Source organism: Danxiaibacter flavus (assembly GCF_041060425.1).
Lineage (GTDB): Bacteria > Bacteroidota > Bacteroidia > Chitinophagales > Chitinophagaceae > Danxiaibacter > Danxiaibacter flavus.
On record NZ_JAULBC010000011.1, the window covers coordinates 63112 to 84008 of the forward strand.

Genomic DNA, 20897 nt, shown 5'->3' on the forward strand with positions numbered 1-20897 from the left:
TGACTTAAAAAGTTGATCAATGAAAAAATTTATTATTGAAAGAGAACTGCCCGGAGCAGGCAATATGACTGAAGAAGAATTGCAGGCCATTTCAAAAACTTCCAATTCCGTAGTGTCTGTATTAGGCAAGCCATACAAATGGATTGAATCTTATGTTACCAAAGACAAAATTTATTGCATTCATGAGGCAGAAAGTGAAGATGTTATAATGGAGCATGCCAGTTGCGCGAGTTTTCCTGCAAATAGAATTGAAGAAATAAAAGCAATAATTAACCCCGCAACTGCCGATTAAGGCAACGCCTGGAACAACCAATTTTTTGGGTGACTAGTTCTTTCCGGATAGTTGTTCTTCATGCCGTGCAACATGTTAGCGCGGCACACCCCGAACCATAACCAGGAAAAACAAAGGCACAGCTGGTTGATTTCATTTCAATTTAAAAAGCAGTTGACAGATCGTTAGGTAAGTCCAACCGGGCAACGCCTATCCTGTCATCCGCCATACCATAGTATACATCAAATCGATTGGGTGATCCTATATCGTCACGCCTGTCAATTCCTGTAGGAAAGACAACATTCGCAATAACGCCAACCTCTTCCTCCGGCAGATCGGGCGACAAAACCGGATGCTTTGATCTGAAAAGTATTTTTTCGGGGTTTTCTTTATCAAGTATCATCATGCCGGCAGAATAACTTAACTGAGGGTTCTTTTTGTCTGAAGCGTCCAAATTGCTTACACCGTGGTATAGAACAAGCCATCCGTGCTTCATCAGAACCGGCGGCGTTCCGGCGCCTATTTTAAGTTTTTCCCATGGTGCCTCCGGCAGGGCCAATGGTTGGCTTGAAACAAATTTTGACAAATGATAAGGATTGTCTGTTTCTTTATTTATGTGACAATATGAAATCCAGATGCATTCATGATGACGGGCGATTTCCCGGTCTATAGGTTTGTGCATGGTTTCCTCCGGTCTGGTACCCGGAAACAACGGCCTGTGCAACATAGCCATTGCCATATGATGATGCGGACTTTCTACAGCCAGGGGAAACATACAGGCATCTTTATTGTTAATGCCATTAAAATTGATGTTCTCATAAGGTGCGAAAGTTGCGAGGCCCAAACGTTGCCATTTTAACAGATCTTCCGATTGCGCAAGGGCAATTCGCGGCCCGTCTTTTGAAAACGCTGTATAAGTCATTATATAACGCTGAAGCGGTTTCACATATGTTATCCTGGGATCTTCGCATCCGCCCCCGCCGGCATTTTTCTCATAGTCTTCTTCCGGCTCCAATGCTATGCCTAAGCGTTCAACTTTCGCGGGATCTCCTTTCTTATTAAAAATTACACGCACAATGCCAATACGGGAATAATTGCCCTTGCCAACCAACCGCGGAAATAAATACAGCGAGCCATCCGGACCACGAACTGCAGCCGGATTGAGAACACCTCCTTCTTCCATGGAATTTCCTTTTTCTGGTTCCATAATTGTCCCCAGCCGGTGTAGTTTTAACGTACTCATTGTTTTCTTTTTGTAGTTTTTTCAAGGCAGGCAATGATCGTTTCAATTACTTTTTTTGTTTCTTCGGGACCTTTTACCTGGATGCAGGTGACTCCCGTGGATATTGCCGGATAATCATTTCCTCCGGCAAACAATGCATCGCCGATATAGATGATCTCAGATCTACGAATGCTGAGTATTTTTTCCAACTTGTGAATGCCGTAGGCTTTATCAATACCACGTTTGGTAATGTCAATGGATGTAGAACCGCCTATTTCAACTGAAAATTCCCTGAGTGGTCTGTCCAGCTTACTTTTTATTTTTTTCCGTTTTGCCAGGTCCGGATCCCATTTCTTTTTCACTTTTCCGGGCGCATGCTGGCCAAGCGCTGAAAATGTGATCTGGCTGCCCCTGTCCTCAATTTGTTCACCCCAGGTTTTCGTTATGCCTAATCTTAACCCTTTAATGGTTTTTTCTATGTTGTCGGTAATTTTCTTTCGCTCTTCAACCGTAAGGTCCTCAGCGTATATTTTTTTCCACCCTGATCTGTACCGGTAATATTTTGTTCCACATGTGGGCAGAATGGAAAGATTTTGCATATTCTGTTTAGAGGACAAGTGGGAGAGTACCTGTGTTTGAAATTGCGGCCAGTCTCCCCCGGATATAATAGCCATTTTCGCAACTTTAAGGAGGCGGCCGATAAGATCTGACATTTCCGGATCAATAGCGGCTTTACTTTCTGCCAATGTACCATCAAGATCAAAAATGATCAGTTTTTTCATAATACTATAATCTTCATCACTTCAGTACAAAGCGCACACCAAATGTTTCATTCTCATCTATTGTTGTCATTTTAAGTTTAATATCCGTGCCAAAATGTTCGCTCCGGCTCCTGAAAGATCTTTTACAGATCAGATTTTTCACGGTCGTTATTGTTCCAATCAAAAAATGTTACTAGGTTTATTACTACGTGAACCGGGACACCAGATATTAAAGCTGCCGGAGCAACATTTCAGATAATGGCAGGAAGGAGCTTTGTATAAATTATTACTCCGCTTACTTAATATGCTTAATCGTTTTCAAAGAGATCGTTTTTGAAAGCGATAATGTATTGTTCAATACATTACCGGGCCCGGAAGTCTGATGCAGAGAACTGAAGGGTAACACGTTAAAAAAATTTATTCCGGAATATCAATAAAAGAATATGACTACACCGATAAGAAAAACAGGGATCTTTTTCTGTATGATCTGTTGTTGTTTTTTGGCCCTGCCTGTCGCCACGCAGGCAAGAGATACCAATCACACAAGAATGCTTACTATGCCCGCGGTAAGTGATACCCATATCGCATTTATTTACGCGGAGGACCTTTGGGTGTCAAATCTGGATGGTTCCAATCCGAGAAGACTCACCGTTGATCAGGGAGTTGAATCAAATCCTGTTTTTTCCCCCGATGGAAAGACGATCGCCTTTAGTGCGCAATATGACGGCAATACAGATGTCTATATAATACCGGTAGAAGGAGGGGTTCCCAGGCGGCTCACCTGGCATCCGTCCGCTGACATAGTGAGAGGATTTACACCTGATGGTCAATCCGTCTTGTTTATCTCCCAACGGCATTCATCTAACAATCGTTATTCTCAACTTTATACCGTTCCTGTAAAAGGAGGACTAAGTACCCAACTTGAGATACCGAATGCATTCTGGGCAACTTATTCGCCCGACGGGAAGCAGATGGCCTATACTCCACTGGCAGATGCGTTTCTTCAATGGAAGCATTACAGAGGTGGATCAATTTCAACCATATTCATACATCGTTTTGAAGATCACAGCACAGTTAAAATACCGCAACCAACCGGCGGGTGCAACGATGTAAACCCCATGTGGAAAGGCAACACAATTTATTTCAGAAGCGACAGGGATGGTGAATTTAACCTGTATGCCTACAATACGCAATCTAAACAAGTAAGTCAGCTGACAAAATTTGCGGACTTCCCTGTTTTAAGTGCTGCAGCAAATGAATCCGCAGTAGTATTTGAGCAAGCGGGTTACCTGCACACGTATACATTTTCCAACTCCGCTTCAAATACTTTGCCCATTGGCATAGCCGCGGATCTCCTGGAACTACGCCCACGGTATGTGAAAGGAGCAACTTATATCCGCTCTGCCGACATTTCTCCCTCCGGCATTCGTGCAGTATTTGATTTTCGCGGTGATATTGTAACAGCACCGGCGGAAAAAGGAGATGCACGTAACATAACACAAACAACAGGGGTGCATGAAAAATATCCGGCATGGTCGCCGGACGGAAAGACTATTGCTTATACATCCGACGCATCCGGTGAATACAAGTTAGTGCTGAAACGGCAGGACGGGCAAGGGGAACCTAAAGTAATACCTTTAAATGGTGCCGGATTTTATTCTTCATTAACATGGTCCCCGGACAGTAAAAAAATAAGCTATTCCGATAACGCAAGGAATTTGTATGTACTGGATATTGCAAGCGGTAAAATTACCAAAATAGATGCCGATGAACTATATGTACCGGGGCCCTTCCGCAATTTATTCAGCGACTGGTCATCCGACTCAAAATGGATCGTGTACACAAAAGTGATCTCTACCCAATTCAAAAGAATTTATTTTTATTCACTTGATCAGGGCAAGTCCTTCCCTTTAACCGATGGCCTGAGTGATGCCGTAGAACCCAAATTTGACAAGGGCGGCAAATATCTTTATTTCTTAGCCTCTACAGATGCCGGGCCTGTGATTAACTGGTTTGATCAATCGAATATTGACATGCATGCAACCTATGCTGTTTATTTGGTTACACTGCAAAAGCAAACGATCTCCCCCCTGGCAAAAGAAAGTGATGAAGAGCAGGGAACGATTGACACCACAAAGCCCAAAGCTTCCGCTGCGGTAAAAAAAGAAAATAATGTTCAGATCGATTTTGAAAAAATCCATGACAGGATTATCGACCTTCCAATCAAACCAGGAAACTATTCACAACTCGGAACAGGGAAAGAAGGAGAGCTTTATTATATCTCCATGCCGTTTGATGACAATGGTACCGGCATGATGCACGCATTTAATCTTAAAGACAGAAAGGACAAAGAGGTGACAGAAATGGATGGATATGCTATTTCTGCCGACAACAAAAAAATGCTGTATGCCAGGAACAATGTCTGGTTTATAAGCGAATTGGGAACAGCTCCTCCACCGGGCAAAGGCATGCTGAATATTGCAGATATATCCGTTAGCGCAGATGCTTTGGCAGAATGGAAAAATATTTTTGAGGAGACATGGCGAATCAACAGAGACTATTTTTATGACCCCGGCATGCATGGTGTAAACTGGAATGCTGTTAAAGAAAAGTATGCCGTGTTTTTACCGGAGCTTTCTTGCCGAAGTGATCTGAACCGCTTGTTGCGATGGATGATGAGTGAGCTTGCCGTCGGGCATAGTTACATAACCAACCCGGGTGACAGGCTCTATACAAGCAAAACAGTAAAAGGCGGCCTTTTGGGAGCTGATTATACGATCAGCAATAACCGCTACCGCATCAAAAAAATCTATGGCGGATTGAATTGGAACCCAACACTAAAATCTCCTTTAACGGAGCCGGGCGTAAATGTAAACGAGGGTGATTATATTCTGGCAGTCGATGGAAAGGAACTTACGGCAACCGAAGATATAGACCGTTTTTTTGAGAATACAGCCGGTAAAATAGTAGAGCTGACTGTTGGAACCAACCCCGATACAGCCCGTAGCAGGGTAGTGAAAGTAGTACCGGTTGAGAGTGAGCAAGCGCTGCGAAACAGGGATTGGGTTGAATCAAATCTGCGCAAAGTGAATGAAGCAACCAACGGCCAGGTGGCCTATGTGTACGTGCCCAATACTGCCGGAGCCGGGCATGAATATTTTAAACGCTATTTCTATCCACAGGCCAATAAAAAAGCAATCATTGTCGATGAAAGATTTAATGGAGGCGGCAGTCTGGCTGATTATTATATCCGTTTGCTTACGAATCCTTTGCAGGCCTATTGGCATATGCGTTATGGAAAAGACATAAAAACACCTACTGCCTCAATACAAGGGCCTAAAGTAATGCTGATTGACGAAACTGCCGGCTCGGGCGGCGACTTTCTGCCATGGATGTTCCGCAAATACCAGGTGGGCACACTGGTCGGCAAACGCACATGGGGCGGGCTTGTAGGTATATTGGGATATCCTGAGCTGATGGATGGGGGACAGGTTACATCTCCCAATCTCGGCATCTGGACGCCTGATGGATTTATTGTTGAAAATGTTGGGGTGTCACCAGATGTAGAAGTTGAACAAACTCCCGCTGATGTGATCGCCGGCAAAGATCCTCAACTGGAAAAAGCGATAGAACTGGCTTTAAAACAATTAAAAGAGAATCCACAGGTTGATCCGGTAAGGCCTCCTTTTCCTATAAAAACAGGTAAGTAAAATAAATGGTGAAGAAGACGGTGCCGCTAATCTTTTTGTTGTGGTAGACGTGCCGGGGGACATGTTAGCGCAGCGCATGTAGACTTCAGATAAGAATGGATTTTAATCCTGCCAGGCCAGTATTGGTGTGCAATGCTTTATCAGAAAGAAGGGATACTAAAAAGTATATAAATCAAAGCCGCTCGATTGTGAGAGCGGCTTTGTTGTTCTTTCCACTTCACAGTCACTATTGCGCAAACTTCTTCGCAGTATATCCTCTCTGGCCATGTGTGATGGGCAGAGACTTTGCAGGATAGCAGAGGGAATCATAAACGCAAAGTACCAGCTTATGCACAGAACTTAGCGAGGAGCCAAAGATTCTTAGGTTACTTTTCCTGATGCGTTTTTTTTTACAGGTAACATTTTTTTTGTGATCTGTTATAATACAGTCCCTGCATATGAATCTGCTTTATTTGTCCGTAAAGCAGATCCGGGCTTCCCGATGGATGAGTTTTCTATTAAATTTTATGATTGTTTTTTGTTAAGCAGAGCATGCTACGCCGTACGCCGCGCACGCTTGCTCTAGCCGGATATCAGATTTTTTAACCACTAAATATGAATTTATGAGCTTTAAGTATTCACTCGACAAAATGTTCGATTTTGATCAAAAATGGAATACGCTTCCTGGAAAGGGTGCTAATTATTGTGTGCCTACTTCAATGTGCAACATAATGGGTTTTCTTTCAAAAAATGGGTACGAATCCCTATGGCGTAAAATACCGGGTATTCAGCCAAAATTCGCTGACCTGAATATTATCAACAATTTGGCCATTATGGGTGATTACATGGAGACTGATCCGGATAAAGGAACCTCTCACAATAAAGCTATAGATGGATTGGAAGATTTTATGGATGGTAAATATACGGGGTTGATTTATACACGCACAAGTGCCGATGATGCAATTTTTTTACGCAATTTAAAAGATCATCTAAGCCTTAAGAGATTGATGGCAGTGGGAGTTGGGCGTTATACTCAAGTGGGCGAAAATGCAATTCTGTATCATCGTTCGGGAGGACATTGTATCACGGTGGTAGGCTTGCAGACGAACGCAAGCAATGCTACATTAATTTATCATGATCCCAATAGCGGTGATAGTGATTTGCATAAGCAGTCCTCCGTAATGCCCGTGAGTAGCAATCTTCGTGAAACTGCTATAATGGTAGATGGTTATTACAGGCAAGGTATTCAACTTACAAGCATCACTTCGGGGTTCAGAATGATGGATTCATACACCGTTCTGGCGCCGCTTATTATGTTGTATTTTGATGACATTACAACTTCTCTGAACCTTGTACAGGGCGCTGATTGGACAAATGCTAAACAAACGGTGAGCCGGGTTGACACAAAAGCCGTAGGGAAAATTAAAGATCTGATTTTTAACGCAGAGAATACAGCAGCATACGTTATTAGTGAAAACAAGAGCGGTATTTGGAAATTAGACCTGGTAACTATGAAGCTAACACAGGTGAATGCTTCCATTCATCCCAGCAGATTAATTGCAAGTGAAAATAACTATAAAATATTTGCTTCAGTAAATTCAAAAATATTTTCATTGGAAGATGAAAAGAACTTGACTGAAGTGGCAGACCTCGGTGTTGTGCCTGATGCACTCACCTATAACTTTAAAAAGAAACAATTAATAGCGGTTGCCGCAGGTGTTGGCAAGTTGTTAACTATTGATGCCAGCAGAAAAGTGGTATCAATGGAACTGACATCAGGCATCAATAGTGATTATGTGAACGCAACTATAAATCCGAAGAGTGGAGCGTTATATCTCTCTAAAAACAATAGCTACGATTTTGTCAGGATATCGCTAAACGGCAATGCGATAAAAAGTATTGCGCATGAAGAATTGGAGAAAAAAGCTCCTGTATCAAAAATGCATATGAATAACAAAGGAGTTTTTGCTGTTTCACAGCAAGGAAAATTGAAATTTTATAATGATAAAGGCATCGCTGTAAGTGTGAAAGATTGGGATGATGCATCAACAGGAAACATATTCAAATTGTCAAGAGGCTTTAATGTCCTTTCACCATCTTTGATGGAACGTGAAGAATGGAAATATCAATAATATTAACCTCTGCCGGAAGCATTCAATTTACAGTGCCGGACGTCATTCTAATGTTATGAACATGTGATGGGCAGGGACTTTGCGGGATGGGAGCGGAGCTCTAGCGATTGTTTAACTCTTCTCCAAAACGCAAAGTCCCGGCCGCCTGCACAGGGCTTTGAGGGAGACTTTGCGAGGAAGTCCCTGGCGATAATGTTATTTTGGAGACCTGGCTCAGAATGAAAGGACTTTGCGAGATGGGAGAGGGAGTAATGGCGGCTATTGAATTCATCTCCAAAACGCAAAGTCCCGGCCGCCTGCACAGGGCTTTGAAGGAGACTTTGCGAGGAAGTCCCTGGCGATAACGTTATTTTGGAGGCCTCGCTGAGAACGAAATTTTGAAATTTAGTCACAATTATAGTTTTGCTTTAGCCTGTTTTGATTCTTTATAGTCAAGATAAATTTCAGTTAATGTGCCAAAATTTAAAATAGCAAACAGAATAAACAATCCAAGAGATAACAGTTGAACTGGAGGTGTCTCAATTGGTCCAATTCTTAGCCAACTTACACTTATTTCTGCTGTCATCGACAGCGCATTAATTGTTGCCAGCAAAAAGTAAATCCCTGTTCCGATAACGGTTAATTTAAAGCTTTTAAAATAGAAGAAGATTAATATTAGAAATAGTCCAAGTCCAACATAGTGTCGCCAGGTTGCTAAAGTGTCTGTTGAAAAGATAATTGTCCAGCAATAAATTAAAAGTCCTGCCGCAATTGCTAAAGGAAGTGAAAGAAAAACTTTTTGTCTTGTCATTTTTTGAATTGAAGGTAGTGTTAAATTGCTATTGCAGGTCACGGTTTCGGCCTGGCGTTAGGTCGGGAATTTGAAAAACGTCAGCCAATAAGATGAAGCTGCTGTGGCGTTATCTGTCACCCGACTTCCTTCAGGCTGTTTGTTGAAAGCGGTGTTGTTGGGTTATAGTTCAATTTCTTCTATTGTGTTTGTATCAAAGTCGGAGTATCGTATCCATTTTGGTTTAACGTAAAAGTAAACAAGGTCTTTCCAATTTTCTTTTCGGTTTATTCCGTCAGGAAAAGCTTTGAAATAGTAAGGTGACAGTTTTTCAAGTTCTGTATCTGTCGGAATTTTTGCTGTTCCTTCGTATTGAACGGTCTGCTCACTGTCCCAGCCGATAACAAAAGAAATTGCAGGATTTCTTAATAGGTTCTTATACTTTCTTGAAGTTGTTACGGTGTCAAAAATTATTTCTAAATCAGGTGTAATTGCAAAACCAACTAATGCAGTTTGTGGAATGTTGTCGCCCGAAACAGTTGCCAAAACTGTCAGCTTATGTTTTGAGATAAATCGATATAAAAAATCTTTTGTCAATCGTTGTCAGTTGTGTTAGATGATAATTTGCCGGTAATATTTTTTTTCTAAAAATCAGAGAAGGATTGTCTGCCTGAATTTTATTATCCCTACCCGTTCTTGTTGCGTGTGCAGGCTTTTCTATTTATTCAGTTGTTGCATTACAACTTTAGCCATTTCCTTAGAGCTAAATGGGCTTTGTCCAGTAATTAAATTTCCATCCGCGTAGACTAGTTTATTCAGCATGCAATCCCTTATTTTTTAGTATCTGTCTTGAAACGCTATAAAGAGTCCGTGCGTCCCAGTCATGAAGGTATTCGAAAGCTTTATAGGCATTGGGAGCATCCTTTGGCGAAATAGTATAGTATGTCCGATAGGAATTGGTCTGAATATTTTCCCAGGCTATATGTTCTGAATTTTTGTCAAACGCAATGCCCTTTTGACTAAATAGGAGCCCACAGAGTTCAAAATCGTTATTGTTGTCAAATTCTTTCAGATAATGTCGCGCTATATCATCAAAAAAATTATCGTATAATGTCGTTATTATTTTTTCATATTTGTCAGCTAACAACTTTTTCCGAATACCATAAATTGATTTTAATTTAAGTTTTATAATTCGGCCACTCTTTTCTTTTATATCAATAAAATAGATTCGCCCAATGTAAAATTGATATCCTCTAATCCATTTGATTCCACAGCGGAAAGATTTAATGTCTGACTTCAAAAATTTTGTCGGTGCTTTATTTGACAAGTTGTTGTCGCCAAATTCTATATAGTCCTTGTCAATAGTTAAAAGCCTAACCCTGGCAAGGATAGAAGACTTTACTGTTAGTCGGAGTGGTTGAGTTTGATTCATTGCCTGCACCTAATGTTCAAGGGCTGCTGCTGTGCTGGTATTTATTACTTCTAGCCCAGGAAGTGAAGCCCAATTAAATTAATAATGATGAAGATAAGAACAAAAGCACAATAGCATTCTATCCACCGAAACCATTGCTGATAATGAACAAAAGATGAGCGTTTATTCGTCAGCCAGAATAGTACTAAACCCGCTGTTGCCCGGTGTCCTTTCTGTCAGAAAAAGTTATTCCCTAAAAAAATTTATCTGTTCAATCCTTGCCAAGGCCTGCTCATAGGTATAATCGTCCATATGCAATGTGTCAACCCATTGATAGTTCCCAATTTTTAATTTTTTGACGTTCGGTCCGCTTGACACTAAATTGATTTCGCCACAATTATTACACTTTGCAACAAACCAGCTTGTTTCAGGTATCCCTTTTCCTTTTTAAGAATATGAGTTTCTAAATGCGTACCACATTTTGTGCAAGGTTGTTTGAGCGTCTCTACTATTTTTTCTGGGCTTAAAATCTTTTGAATTTTTAATAAAGTCGTCAATGTAGAACCATACAGCCACTTACTTAGGTTGTTATTGAAATCAACATTTACGATTGTCGCTAGCTCATGAAAAAGGTCACAAATAAATTCTTTTTCTTCTGTGTCATAGTCAAACTTATTAAAGCTACCGAGTCCAATTTTTAAAACTGCCTTTATTTGTTTCCCTGAATAATTGTCATTTATTGCTCTTATCAGGTCTTCTGCACACGAATTAAAAAGCGTTGTCAACTGCTTACATAATTCTTTACTTGAAGGATGAAGCCCTCTGGCATTCCATGCTGATTGCGAAAATTTGTCTCGCTGTTTGAATAAATGAAGTTTGTCAACTTGGGTTTGTGCAGTTTGCATAATTAAACTGTTTCAAATAGGGTAGCAGGCAACGATCAGGGCTTTTTGCAGCGAGGAAATAGAATTCCGTCTGCCTGGCCCACTGTTGATTAAAAATATTTAGTTGAAGATAAGAACAAATGCCGATAGATGTTCGTCAGCCCGAACTAAAGCTGCAATACATACAACTGCCGGTGATTATTCAGTCCTGCCACGCTTGCAAAACCTCTTGTTTGTAGCAGTTGTTTTTTGTCAGTCGTAAAGTCTCGCTGCCATAAGCAAAATGTTCCAAAGAGCAAATAAATCGTTGCCTTTGTCAGCGTGAAGTATGTAACTATTGTTTTGTTTGTCAACAACAGTTACTTGATGCCATTCTGATTTTCTGTTTTCTTTTATGTCAATCACCTGACCTGTAGAAGCATTGTTAAACACTGTTGGCTTGAATTTATCAATGTCTTGAATGTTGATTCTAAAAACCTGTTTATTATCGTTGCAAATAATTTGTCGGCTACAAACAAGCGTCCATTCATTGGTTGATTTTGTAAAAAACAAAACAGGTTGTCCGCAAGTTGCTTCGTCAGTGTAAATCTTTAAATATTGTTGAACGTCTGGTGAAAGGTCATTGTAAAAGAATGAAGAGCTTGTCGGCAAATTATATCTTTTCGCTTTCCACGTTAATCTGTCTATTATATATTCGTCTGTCTTGTCCATAGCCAATTTTGTAGTTGTCGCTTTCTCTGTCAACAAGAAATGTCACATTATAATTGCTACCTTGTTAGCTGTATTTGTTTTGTTATTACCAGGGAATCTCTCCTGTTTCAGGGTTATTTTCTTCACTAAAGAATTTGCCTGTTGAACCATCTTTATCAATCAAAGCATATTTTACAATTCGTTTTCCTGCGACTTCTACCGTTCCGGGGCCACGATGTCCGTTAAAATCTGTCCTGGTATATCCGGGACAAACCGCATTTACTTTAAAGTTAGTATCCTTTAATTCGTAAGCCAATACAACGGTATACATATTCAAGGCTGCTTTTGAAGAAAGATAAACGGCGCCTTTGTAGTCGTAATACTTGTAAGATGGGTCGCTGTGCAAAGTAATTGAGCCCTGACTTGAACTTACATTTACGATACGAGGTTCAGAAGATCTTTTCAACAAATCAATAAATGCTTGTGTAACTCTTACCGCTCCGTAAACATTTGCGTCGTATGCTGCTTTGAACTGTTCTACTGTTGCGTCAAATGCGGATTGTGGATAGCCACCGTAAATTCCTGCATTGTTGATAAGAATATCCAATGATTTTGTTTTCTTACCTATTACTTCACGGGCCTCCTGTACCGATTGATCATTTGTTACGTCAAGTTGAACGGCTTCTACATTATTTATTCCTTCAGTTTTTAGTTTGTTAACGGCTTCTATACCATTTTCCAAATTACGACTGCCGAGATAAACATAAATTCCTTTTTGTGCAAGTTGTTTTGTTACTTCAAAGCCAATGCTCTTATTTGCTCCTGTTACTAATGCTGTTTTCATTTTTTTAATATTTTAAATGAATGAGGCAAAAGTAGAGCGCCAAAAAACAGAAGAAATGGACAAATCGTTTTATTTGCCCTACAAATCCTGACTGTGTAAAAAGTCACTTACACTTTTTCCAGTACTTTTTTTGAAAAGTCTTGAAAAATAGTCAGGGTCATTAAACCCTAATTCATACGCTAATTCTTTTACGGAAAGATTTGAATAACGTAGTTTCCGCTGGGCTTCTATCATCAGTCGGTTAGTGAAAAAATCCTTTGGTGATGTGCCGGAATATTCTTTTACGATCCGGTATAAACTGTTGGTGGTTAAAGCCAGTTTCCCGGCAATTGCATTGATAGATGGTTGTTCTGTAAGATGCGTTTCCACCATTAATTTGAACTCAACAAACTTTGATAAATTGGTGTTTAAAATATTAACCGGTTCATTTTTAAAATACGCACTGTTCAATTCTGATAACAATAAATTCAGGTAGGCTAATATTATTTCTGAGTCGGTCGACTGTTTATCTGTATAAAGTATTTGATTCAAAATTTCAAAAACTTTTCTCACTCGTTCCCTTGCAGCACTGTCTAAGGTAATAGTTTGCGAGTTTAAAGGATTAACCAAAAACGAAAAGCGTTGCGGTAGAAAAGCCAACGTATTTTCATCAAACAAAACCTTAAAATATTTTAGATTGTCTGTTTTTGCGGGCGGTACAAAAATCTGATTAGGCATCGCAAAAAGCAAGTCTCCATCAGTAATGGTAATATCTTGTAAGTCCAATTTGTAAGTGATAGAGCCGCTGTCAATGAATACAATGAAATAGGAAGTCAACCGGCGGGGTTGAAGCTGTTTTTGTTGAATGTCAGTAGAAGGATAAGGATTGTCATTTGAGTTAACCTTAATCTTCAACTTGTCGTTCAGTAAGCCCTTTGATTTTTCGTTTGTTTTTTGCATTGGTCTGTTCAAAGTTTGGAAGGTGTTGTTTTACAATTAGCGCTAATGGCCACATCTTTGCGTTCGGCTAGGCATTTGAAAAACATTCGGACCGGAACCGCTACCTGTGCAAGATACAAATGTTGAAAATATATTTTGTTGTCCAGTAGTTTTCGGTCAGCCAAATATGCGGCTGATAGTAGCACGAAGGTGAGGATATGTTCGTTGCCCCTGCTGACGCAAAAGTGCCTGTTGGCTGCCCCAGGCGAGTCTCGAGTTCATTGAAATGATATAATTTCTAACTGTCCAAATTGTTTCATTGCATTAAAGATTGTCTCTGCAATTGAGTACTCGTTTGCTGAATATAAATTCGGTTTTGTTATTCTTAGTTTATTGTATCTGTCTGAAATTGCTTTTTCCGTCAAATTCGTTGTGTCGGAGGATAGTTCAAAGTCGTTAGCCATTTGCAGCCAATCTTTCAGTTCTTTTTTTGATTCCAAAATTGAAACGTAATAGTTGACGCCATTATACCTGGACGTCAGCAGTTTGTCTTTTTTCGTGAACTGAAGAGATTTGTCAGTAGTTGAAAATTGGAATTGCAGTTGGTCTTGGAGTTCGTCTGTTGTCGGCGCAGGTTTCGAATTAGGAACACCAATAAACACGAACATTTTAATTTGCATAGAATTTTTGTATTTATAACTTGAATAGTTAACCCGCAGTTCGATTTTTAACCAAGTGGCAGCCAACGGCCCGGGCTTTCTGCTGTGCTGATATTCCGTGATTCGTCAGCCCGGGACCGAAGATGAGTAAAGTTAATAAAGTTGATGATAAGTACTACTGTCGACCAATGTTCCGTCCGCCCGAACCACAGCTAAAAGATGCAGACGAAGGCCTTTCGGTCCGCCGCCATATACGCCAATGCACTTGTTACTTGCAGTGCTTCTTTGTCACACGAAAGTTGCTTCCCTTGTCAATACCTTATCCTCTAGACATAAGTCCGTTTTAAAAAGCTCTTTGACCTTTTTGGCAATTTCAATTCTATTTATTGTAGCCCTGTTTCTTCTCGCTTTTAAATAATTTTCTTTTGAAATTTTTTCCGCTAACTGTCCAACAGTTTGGGTTGCTATTTCAGTTGCAAAAAATTTGCTCGCTGTCCAACCTGAAAAGCTGAAAAAAGCTAAACCAGATAAAGCATACTGCCATTTAAAAAAGAATATAAGCAACGAAATTATTACACCGACAAAGTATGTCCACTTCAACCATTCTTTAATTTCAAGTATGTCGAACTGAGCGTCAAGCCTGTTTTTAACTTCTTTTACTTTTCTTCTACGGTATTGTCGAGGAAAAAGCATTTGTAAATCCGTGTCTGGAGTAATGCTATTCTTGTCAATGAGTAAAGTATAAGCAATTGCCTCGCGTAACTTGTAAAATGCTTGTTGCGTTGTACAATCATTGGAGTTTTCGCCCTGAACCTTATTTGCTATTATGTCGCAAAGTTCACCAAATGTTTTTACGTCTTTAAGTTCTGTTTCGCCAAACTTAATTTCAAAAGATTTCTCAACCTTTTTCAAAACATCAGAAATATCTTCTGGATCAACGTTTGAAAGGTTGCATGTTTCGAGGTCCGTCATAGCATTGCAAGTAATGTTAAAGCATGGCGACGTGGCGTTATTCGTCTGCTGAAATTGAAGCTGATTAGCAGACAAGAACCTGAAAATATGTTTGTTGCCCGCATATATGTCGATGCAATGTTACAGGCAGTTTTTTAGAAGTCAGCTTCATAACCATGTCCATTTTTTCCGTAAAATATTAACCACTTAGCCAAAGAATATACGATATGCAACTTGCTTTCGATTGTGCCTTCATCGCTGTCAGGCGGCAGTCGTTGTGTTTTCAAATACTCCAAATTTCTTTCTTTGGCTATTTTGTCAGCTACAGCCATAAGTCTGTTCCCATAATCCAACGTTTCGTTAGCAAGTTTTGTCTCCCATGCCTCATTAACTAAATCTTCCCCAATTATGTCAATACAGTCTTGAAGAAACTGTCCTCTGAATACATTTTCGTCTTGCCCCATTGCTATATAAACAGGAACACCGTCTTGTTCTTTTGCAAGTTCAATGACATAATAGCCGTCATGCTCTTTCAAGAATTGAGCTAACGGCGGCTTTTGTTCAAGTTCGTTGTATTTGTTTTTAATCCATTCGTATGCTTCTTTGTCTCGTCCAACTCTAGGTGCCTTGATGGTCTCATAAGTCTGGATTTGATTTGCGAACCACTCTTGCAAAAGTTCGTCCCTTGTCGGATACTTTTTACCTTTTAACTTGTCAAGAAATGAAGATTGAGGAATTTTGTCTTTAGTTACCAGTTCAAAAATGTCAACAAAACGTCTTTCGAATCCCGGTTTGGGTTTCCCCATAGGTCGCATGTCTAAGCCCATGATGTATTTTGGTATGTCGCTTCAAAATTGCTTGCAACGTTGAAGCATTGGCGGTGTAGTGGTATTCTGTGTTCCGTCCATCCGGTGCCGCTGCTGATTAAAGATACAAAAGCTCATTTTTTATTCTGCTACTTGGCGTTATTCTTCAGGCGAAACTGAAGCTGGATAGCAAATAAAAAGCTGAGAATTTATTCGTCTCCCTCCATATTGCCAATGCAATGTTGCAGGTAGCCTTACGTTATGGAAAGGGACTATTCATGCTGCCTTCTGAAAAATAAAACCCTCCAAGCTTCCAGTCCTCTAACCATAATTCTTCTTGAATATTTCCTGCTACTTTGTCTATGTCCGAGAAATCAACCTTTCGTACTTCGTAAAAAACTTTTAGTCCGGAAATGTGTCCAATAACACGATAAATATAATCGGTACTTTTACCCAAATGGTCTTTTAATCTTTTTTCCTCCGCTAGTAGAGCCAACAAGCTCCAGTTGGAATATTCGGTATATAGAAATATATTTTCAATATTTTTTGAGTTTCCCATGCTTAATGCTACTCTTCTGACTTCGTCTATTTTTGAAGTTTTGTTTAGTTTGGGCTTGGTAACACTGTCAATAGACAGGTCATATAATTTGACAAGAACTTGCGAAAATCTATAGCCTATTTCTAAATTTAATTTACCGATATCTTCATTTGTTTTTTGAATGTCTTCTTTTTTTGCTTTATAGTCATCATATAGCTTTATGCCTCCTGTCAGAAACACTGCAGACAATAGCCAAAGTCCAAAAGCGCTATTGAAAAATGCAGGTATAAACCATAGAAGATGTTTCTTAGGTATTTTTTGAGGAAGCAATTTTTGTACCTCATTTCTATAAGTTTCTTCAAGTCTTATTTTTTCTTTTTCTTGATCTGTCAACATTGGGAAATGCTTAAAGAATTATACTGTTCATGTTAACGTCCAGGCTTGGCGAAGAGCTGATATTAGCATTCCGTCGCGCCCGACCTGCTGCTAGATTTATGAATAAAAGTTCAGTTTTTTGTTATCGTCAAATTTATAACGTCGGGCCGAGAACAAAACAGTAGCGAAACAAAGTTGATGCTACATTCCGTCAACCAGTTTTTGCCAAACCTTTTGCATGCAGGCTTATTCATTGTAAACATTTATCAAACTCCAATATTGTTTTATTTGTTTGCCTTTTGAAAATTCTTCGAGCCAATATTTCTTTGAAAAATTATTCATTTTTAAAGTGTCTGGCAAATATGTCAATTTGAATTTAGGTGAAAGCCAAAATGAAATGAAATCGCCAATGTCGTTTCTGTAAAATGAACCAATAAATTTAAACCTGTTTTGAATTGCGGTCAAATTCGAAAGTGTTTGAAACGGATTTTGGTCTGGGAAAATTTGCTTGACTGAAATTGAAGTATCTTTAATCACTTCTTGTCCTCCATTATTGATTTCTATAATTCTTACAATAGTGTCTTTGATTTTTAAAAAGCGAAATTCATTATATCTTGATGTATCAAATTGATAACTACTTTTAAAATCTTTGATAAAATTGTAAGGCTGCCACAGAGTCAATTTGGTTGTGTCATCATCGCGTTTCTGATAGAATGAGTATAATGAACTGCCAGATGATACTCTTTGCCAGAACTCAACGGAGCCTCGATTGCCAAAACAAAATTTTCGCAAAAGGGTTAGAGAACTGCTGTCAATGTTATTTGCAAGATAAACTGCCCTTTGTTCAATGTCTTTATCTGTCACACTTGACGATGTGCATTTAACGAAAAATGTCAAACACGAAAGTGTCAGTATGAAAAATAGGATGGTACGCAAAGATTGCATGCAACGTCCATGGCTTTACGCAGTTGTGGAATTGGTCTTCCGTCTGCCCACAACCGCTGATGATTGAAATTGTTTGCTGAAGTTAAAATTCAAAGTTGAGAGTTGCTTGTCCAGCCTGAACTGCTGATTGGATCTGCAAAACTGCCGATTGTACTTCCGTCACGCCACACTTGCTTAAGGACCCATGTTATGGGAAGGTTTTTCACGATTTTTTAAAAGATTTTTGCAGACTAAAATGCCGTTTATCATTAGCAAGGTGAGCTTTAATAGTTTGTTCATCCCTGGTAAAAGCATTTCTGGACTTTTGTATTAAACTTTGTTTAAGAAAGTTGCGACCGGAGCACCAATGACTCCGGCTCTCTTTATATCTTCCTGCCTTTTGGGGTCACTCATTAAAATATCATAAAGTTCGGCATTGGGGGCCTCATAAATCATGGTTATGTCATTTGGGTTTTTAACCGAGGTATAAAGACCAAGTAGCTTAGCGCCTGCTTTTTCAACCGCTGGCTGATCGGCATCAAATATTTTTTTCCATTCCCCGAAGTCTTTGACTTCATGTTGGATAATTGCCGTAATCATTTCTCTATTTTTTTAATTTTCGCCCTACTCATATGGCTTTTCGGGTTACGCCCCGTTTTTTAAGTGGTAGCCGGTCTCCACCTTTGTATACAATATACAAATCTTTTCTGGATGATCAAAGTTGTCCCATAGTTGTTCATCTCCCTATATAATGCGTCACTTCATTAACTTGCCCACAATGATGGCATTGACGCAGTCTATTGCAACGCTTTTTATTACGTCAATGCCGCCTGTTAGCTGCTGTGCATTGATGCTACATTTTCCAACAATTAGAGGATGGATAGAAGCTAATGTTAAGGGTTTTGCGTTCGGGCGGGTTTCTGAACACAAAACTGTCAATAAGCACTGAACTTGAATAGAAGCACTTTCCCTTCATGTTTGTACGTCACCCGCGTGACGCAAACCCGTGTTATGGGCTGCCTTTTTCGTCATGCGTTGTTTGCTTTATAAATTGTGTCGTAGTAGTCATGAGCTGAGGCAAAAACGGGAATTGTAGCCCAGGGTAGACCTTTCCTTTCAGCTACCTGTGTCGATGCTCTAACCAACTCCTGAAAACGCAATACAATTAAAAGTTCAGCCACATCACTTGCGGCTTTCATTTCTTTATCTTTATATTTTTCATTGTCCATATAATTCTGATAAGTTACTTGTAAGTCCTCAAAACCAGTCAATGGAAAACTCTTATCCGTTGAGTTTTCCTCCTCCCAATCGGCAAGCCAATCGGTATCGTCAACTCCACCAACTTTGTCATAAGCAAACAGGTCAAGAAACCACAAGTCGCAGTTAATTGTGAAACCATTCATCTCACCGTAAATTGCTCTGACGTCAAAATTACTCTTCACTTTTTTATGAAAGTCGGTGAAGAAATCAACTAACTTGTCCGTTTGATGAAGTAGATTTTTGCCTAATAATTTATTGAAGTCTGTCGGTGTCTGCGCCTTTAGCTTTGTTTCAGCAAGGAGAATTGCCTCGTCAAGTTTGTCGTCTTTTAAAAGTGTCCTGATGTTGTCTGATAATTCAAAGTTCATTGTTGTTTGTTTGTTTGTTTGTTTGTCTTTTAAGGAAGCCCACAACATTCCGGGCTTTGTGCAGGCGTGGAAATAGAATTCCGTCTGCTTGCCCCGCTGTTGATTAAAAATATTTAGCGGAAGATAAGTACAAATGCCGATGCATATCCGTCTACCCGAAGCACATACAACTGTCGATGATAATTCCATCCTGCTTGCAACAAACCACCCATTTTGTGTCGTTTTTTATTTTGCCAGAACCATGTTGCCGTAACGCCTGGATTGGTGCAAGCACCTGCTTGCACCAATAAAAGAATTATACTCACAAAGACGAAGGTCATTTTCTCAAAAAAGCCAGGGAATTTCCAGTGCCATTCATCTTCAGGTAAATGGCGGGAATTCCATTTGGTTCATTTCCTGTTTCGTAGGTGTACACAATTGTTTTAGTGATCTCATTTTCGTTGAGATCCCTGTTCTCGACCGTCTTACCGTTTTTTGTTTGTTTATAATGAGCCGTTGCGGCATGGGTAGTAATTGTTTTATCAGCAGTATTGATCTCAACGGTTCCTTTGGACAGCGACTGGTGATATGTGCTTATTCCAGCAGAGGCAGTACGGGAAGTAAAATACTGCTCATAGGTACCATTAGCATTGAAATTAAAAGCGATCGCCATCTCAAAGCCGTTACCGATATATTCTGAAGGATTCTGCGACCAGTATTCTGTCATTGAAAAATATCCGTACATCCATTTGCCCTGCAATGCCGCAGGTACTTCAGTTTTTTGCCCGTCGCCATAAGAGTCCGGACCGATTGGTTGTTCTTTTTTACATGCACCACCTATTATGCTATTCAAGGTGAAAAGGGTTGCCAGAATAATTTTATTCATGATCTTTAATTTTTAGATCATAAAATTATTTCCGGGTTAAAAAACTGCAAGGAGTGGATCTAATGAATTGCCAAATAACTGTAATGAATTGTCAGGCCCGATCGGTTCTTTCTGGCGCGAGTGTTCCGCAGGATCACTCGTGTCTACCAGTTTCAAACCGATTGTATCAACGCATAGTTAAAAATGTCAATTGTAAATTTCTTGTCTTATAATTTGAAACCCTCCCAAAAGGAGAGCGAACACATCTTTCTGGCGCGAGTGTTCCGCAGGATCACTCGTGTCTACCAGTTTCAAGCCGATTGCATCAGCGCATAGTTAAAAATGTCAATTGTAAATTTCTTGTCTTATAATTTGAAACCTCCCAAAAGGAGAGCGAACACATCTTTCTGGTGCGAGTGTTCCGCAGGATCACTCGTGTCTACCAGTTTCAAGCCGATTGCATCGGCGCATAGTTAAAAATATCAATTGTAAATTTCTTGTCTTATAATTTGAAACCCTCCCAAAAGGAGAGCGAACACATCTTTCTGGCGCGAGTGTTCCGCAGGATCACTCGTGTCTAC

Annotated in this window: 21 protein-coding genes; 3 read left to right on the forward strand and 18 right to left on the reverse strand. The window is 39.8% G+C overall.

Going from position 1 to position 20897, the window contains the following annotated elements:
- Positions 1-19 precede the first annotated feature (19 nt).
- The gene (locus tag QTN47_RS25485) at positions 20-292 is read left to right on the forward strand and encodes a DUF4242 domain-containing protein (RefSeq protein WP_369332278.1); all 273 of its coding nucleotides are present in this window, start codon (positions 20-22) and stop codon (positions 290-292) included.
- 142 nt (positions 293-434) lie between these two features.
- Here QTN47_RS25485 and QTN47_RS25490 read toward each other — a convergent pair whose 3' ends face one another.
- Together QTN47_RS25490 and QTN47_RS25495 are read right to left on the reverse strand one after the other, a co-directional pair.
- Positions 435-1514, reverse strand: a complete 1080-nt coding sequence (locus QTN47_RS25490; RefSeq protein ID WP_369332279.1) for a glycoside hydrolase family 130 protein — start codon at positions 1512-1514, stop codon at positions 435-437.
- Positions 1511-2275: an HAD-IIB family hydrolase gene (locus QTN47_RS25495; protein WP_369332280.1), complete on the reverse strand. Its 765-nt coding sequence runs from the start codon at positions 2273-2275 to the stop codon at positions 1511-1513. Before QTN47_RS25495 ends, QTN47_RS25490 begins: the two co-directional genes overlap by 4 nt.
- A 422-nt stretch (positions 2276-2697) precedes the next feature.
- Between QTN47_RS25495 and QTN47_RS25500 the strand changes: the two genes are divergently transcribed.
- Positions 2698-5964 (forward strand): S41 family peptidase, encoded by a 3267-nt coding sequence (locus QTN47_RS25500; protein WP_369332281.1) that lies wholly within the window; start codon positions 2698-2700, stop codon positions 5962-5964.
- A 602-nt stretch (positions 5965-6566) separates the two neighbouring features.
- A complete protein-coding gene (locus tag QTN47_RS25505; RefSeq protein ID WP_369332282.1) occupies positions 6567-8075 on the forward strand; it encodes a hypothetical protein in 1509 nt (502 codons plus the stop codon).
- A gap of 394 nt (positions 8076-8469) precedes the next feature.
- On the opposite strand, the gene QTN47_RS25510 is transcribed toward QTN47_RS25505, so the two are convergent.
- From QTN47_RS25510 to QTN47_RS25585, 16 genes are all read right to left on the reverse strand, one after another.
- Positions 8470-8865 carry a hypothetical protein gene (locus tag QTN47_RS25510; RefSeq protein WP_369332283.1) on the reverse strand — a complete coding sequence of 132 codons (396 nt, stop codon included), beginning with the start codon at positions 8863-8865 and terminating at the stop codon, positions 8470-8472.
- Positions 8866-9027: 162 nt separating this feature from the next.
- Positions 9028-9441: a pyridoxamine 5'-phosphate oxidase family protein gene (locus QTN47_RS25515; RefSeq protein ID WP_369332284.1), complete on the reverse strand. Its 414-nt coding sequence runs from the start codon at positions 9439-9441 to the stop codon at positions 9028-9030.
- Positions 9442-9655: 214 nt separating this feature from the next.
- Positions 9656-10276, reverse strand: coding sequence for a hypothetical protein (locus QTN47_RS25520; protein ID WP_369332285.1), 621 nt, complete (start codon positions 10274-10276; stop codon positions 9656-9658).
- Positions 10277-10632: 356 nt separating this feature from the next.
- A complete protein-coding gene (locus tag QTN47_RS25525; protein ID WP_369332286.1) occupies positions 10633-11160 on the reverse strand; it encodes a DUF4844 domain-containing protein in 528 nt (175 codons plus the stop codon).
- A 231-nt stretch (positions 11161-11391) separates the two neighbouring features.
- Positions 11392-11850, reverse strand: coding sequence for a hypothetical protein (locus tag QTN47_RS25530; RefSeq protein WP_369332287.1), 459 nt, complete (start codon positions 11848-11850; stop codon positions 11392-11394).
- Positions 11851-11935: 85 nt separating this feature from the next.
- Positions 11936-12673: an SDR family oxidoreductase gene (locus QTN47_RS25535; protein WP_369332288.1), complete on the reverse strand. Its 738-nt coding sequence runs from the start codon at positions 12671-12673 to the stop codon at positions 11936-11938.
- Between the two features lie 78 nt (positions 12674-12751).
- Positions 12752-13612, reverse strand: a complete 861-nt coding sequence (locus QTN47_RS25540; RefSeq protein WP_369332289.1) for a helix-turn-helix domain-containing protein — start codon at positions 13610-13612, stop codon at positions 12752-12754.
- A 257-nt stretch (positions 13613-13869) separates the two neighbouring features.
- On the reverse strand, positions 13870-14271 hold the full coding sequence (locus QTN47_RS25545; RefSeq protein WP_369332290.1) for a hypothetical protein: 402 nt from the start codon (positions 14269-14271) through the stop codon (positions 13870-13872).
- Positions 14272-14538: 267 nt separating this feature from the next.
- Positions 14539-15222 (reverse strand): hypothetical protein, encoded by a 684-nt coding sequence (locus tag QTN47_RS25550; protein WP_369332291.1) that lies wholly within the window; start codon positions 15220-15222, stop codon positions 14539-14541.
- A 134-nt stretch (positions 15223-15356) separates the two neighbouring features.
- On the reverse strand, positions 15357-16028 hold the full coding sequence (locus tag QTN47_RS25555; RefSeq protein ID WP_369332292.1) for a hypothetical protein: 672 nt from the start codon (positions 16026-16028) through the stop codon (positions 15357-15359).
- 238 nt (positions 16029-16266) lie between these two features.
- Positions 16267-16941: a hypothetical protein gene (locus QTN47_RS25560; protein WP_369332293.1), complete on the reverse strand. Its 675-nt coding sequence runs from the start codon at positions 16939-16941 to the stop codon at positions 16267-16269.
- A 225-nt stretch (positions 16942-17166) separates the two neighbouring features.
- Positions 17167-17784, reverse strand: coding sequence for a hypothetical protein (locus tag QTN47_RS25565; RefSeq protein ID WP_369332294.1), 618 nt, complete (start codon positions 17782-17784; stop codon positions 17167-17169).
- 390 nt (positions 17785-18174) lie between these two features.
- On the reverse strand, positions 18175-18444 hold the full coding sequence (locus QTN47_RS25570) for a DUF3764 family protein (RefSeq protein WP_369332295.1): 270 nt from the start codon (positions 18442-18444) through the stop codon (positions 18175-18177).
- Positions 18445-18872: 428 nt separating this feature from the next.
- Positions 18873-19472 (reverse strand): hypothetical protein, encoded by a 600-nt coding sequence (locus tag QTN47_RS25575; protein WP_369332296.1) that lies wholly within the window; start codon positions 19470-19472, stop codon positions 18873-18875.
- Positions 19473-19585: 113 nt separating this feature from the next.
- Positions 19586-19777, reverse strand: coding sequence for a hypothetical protein (locus QTN47_RS25580; protein WP_369332297.1), 192 nt, complete (start codon positions 19775-19777; stop codon positions 19586-19588).
- An 11-nt stretch (positions 19778-19788) separates the two neighbouring features.
- Entirely contained in the window at positions 19789-20337 is a 549-nt protein-coding gene (locus QTN47_RS25585) for a hypothetical protein (RefSeq protein ID WP_369332298.1), read from the reverse strand.
- Positions 20338-20897: the final 560 nt, after the last annotated feature.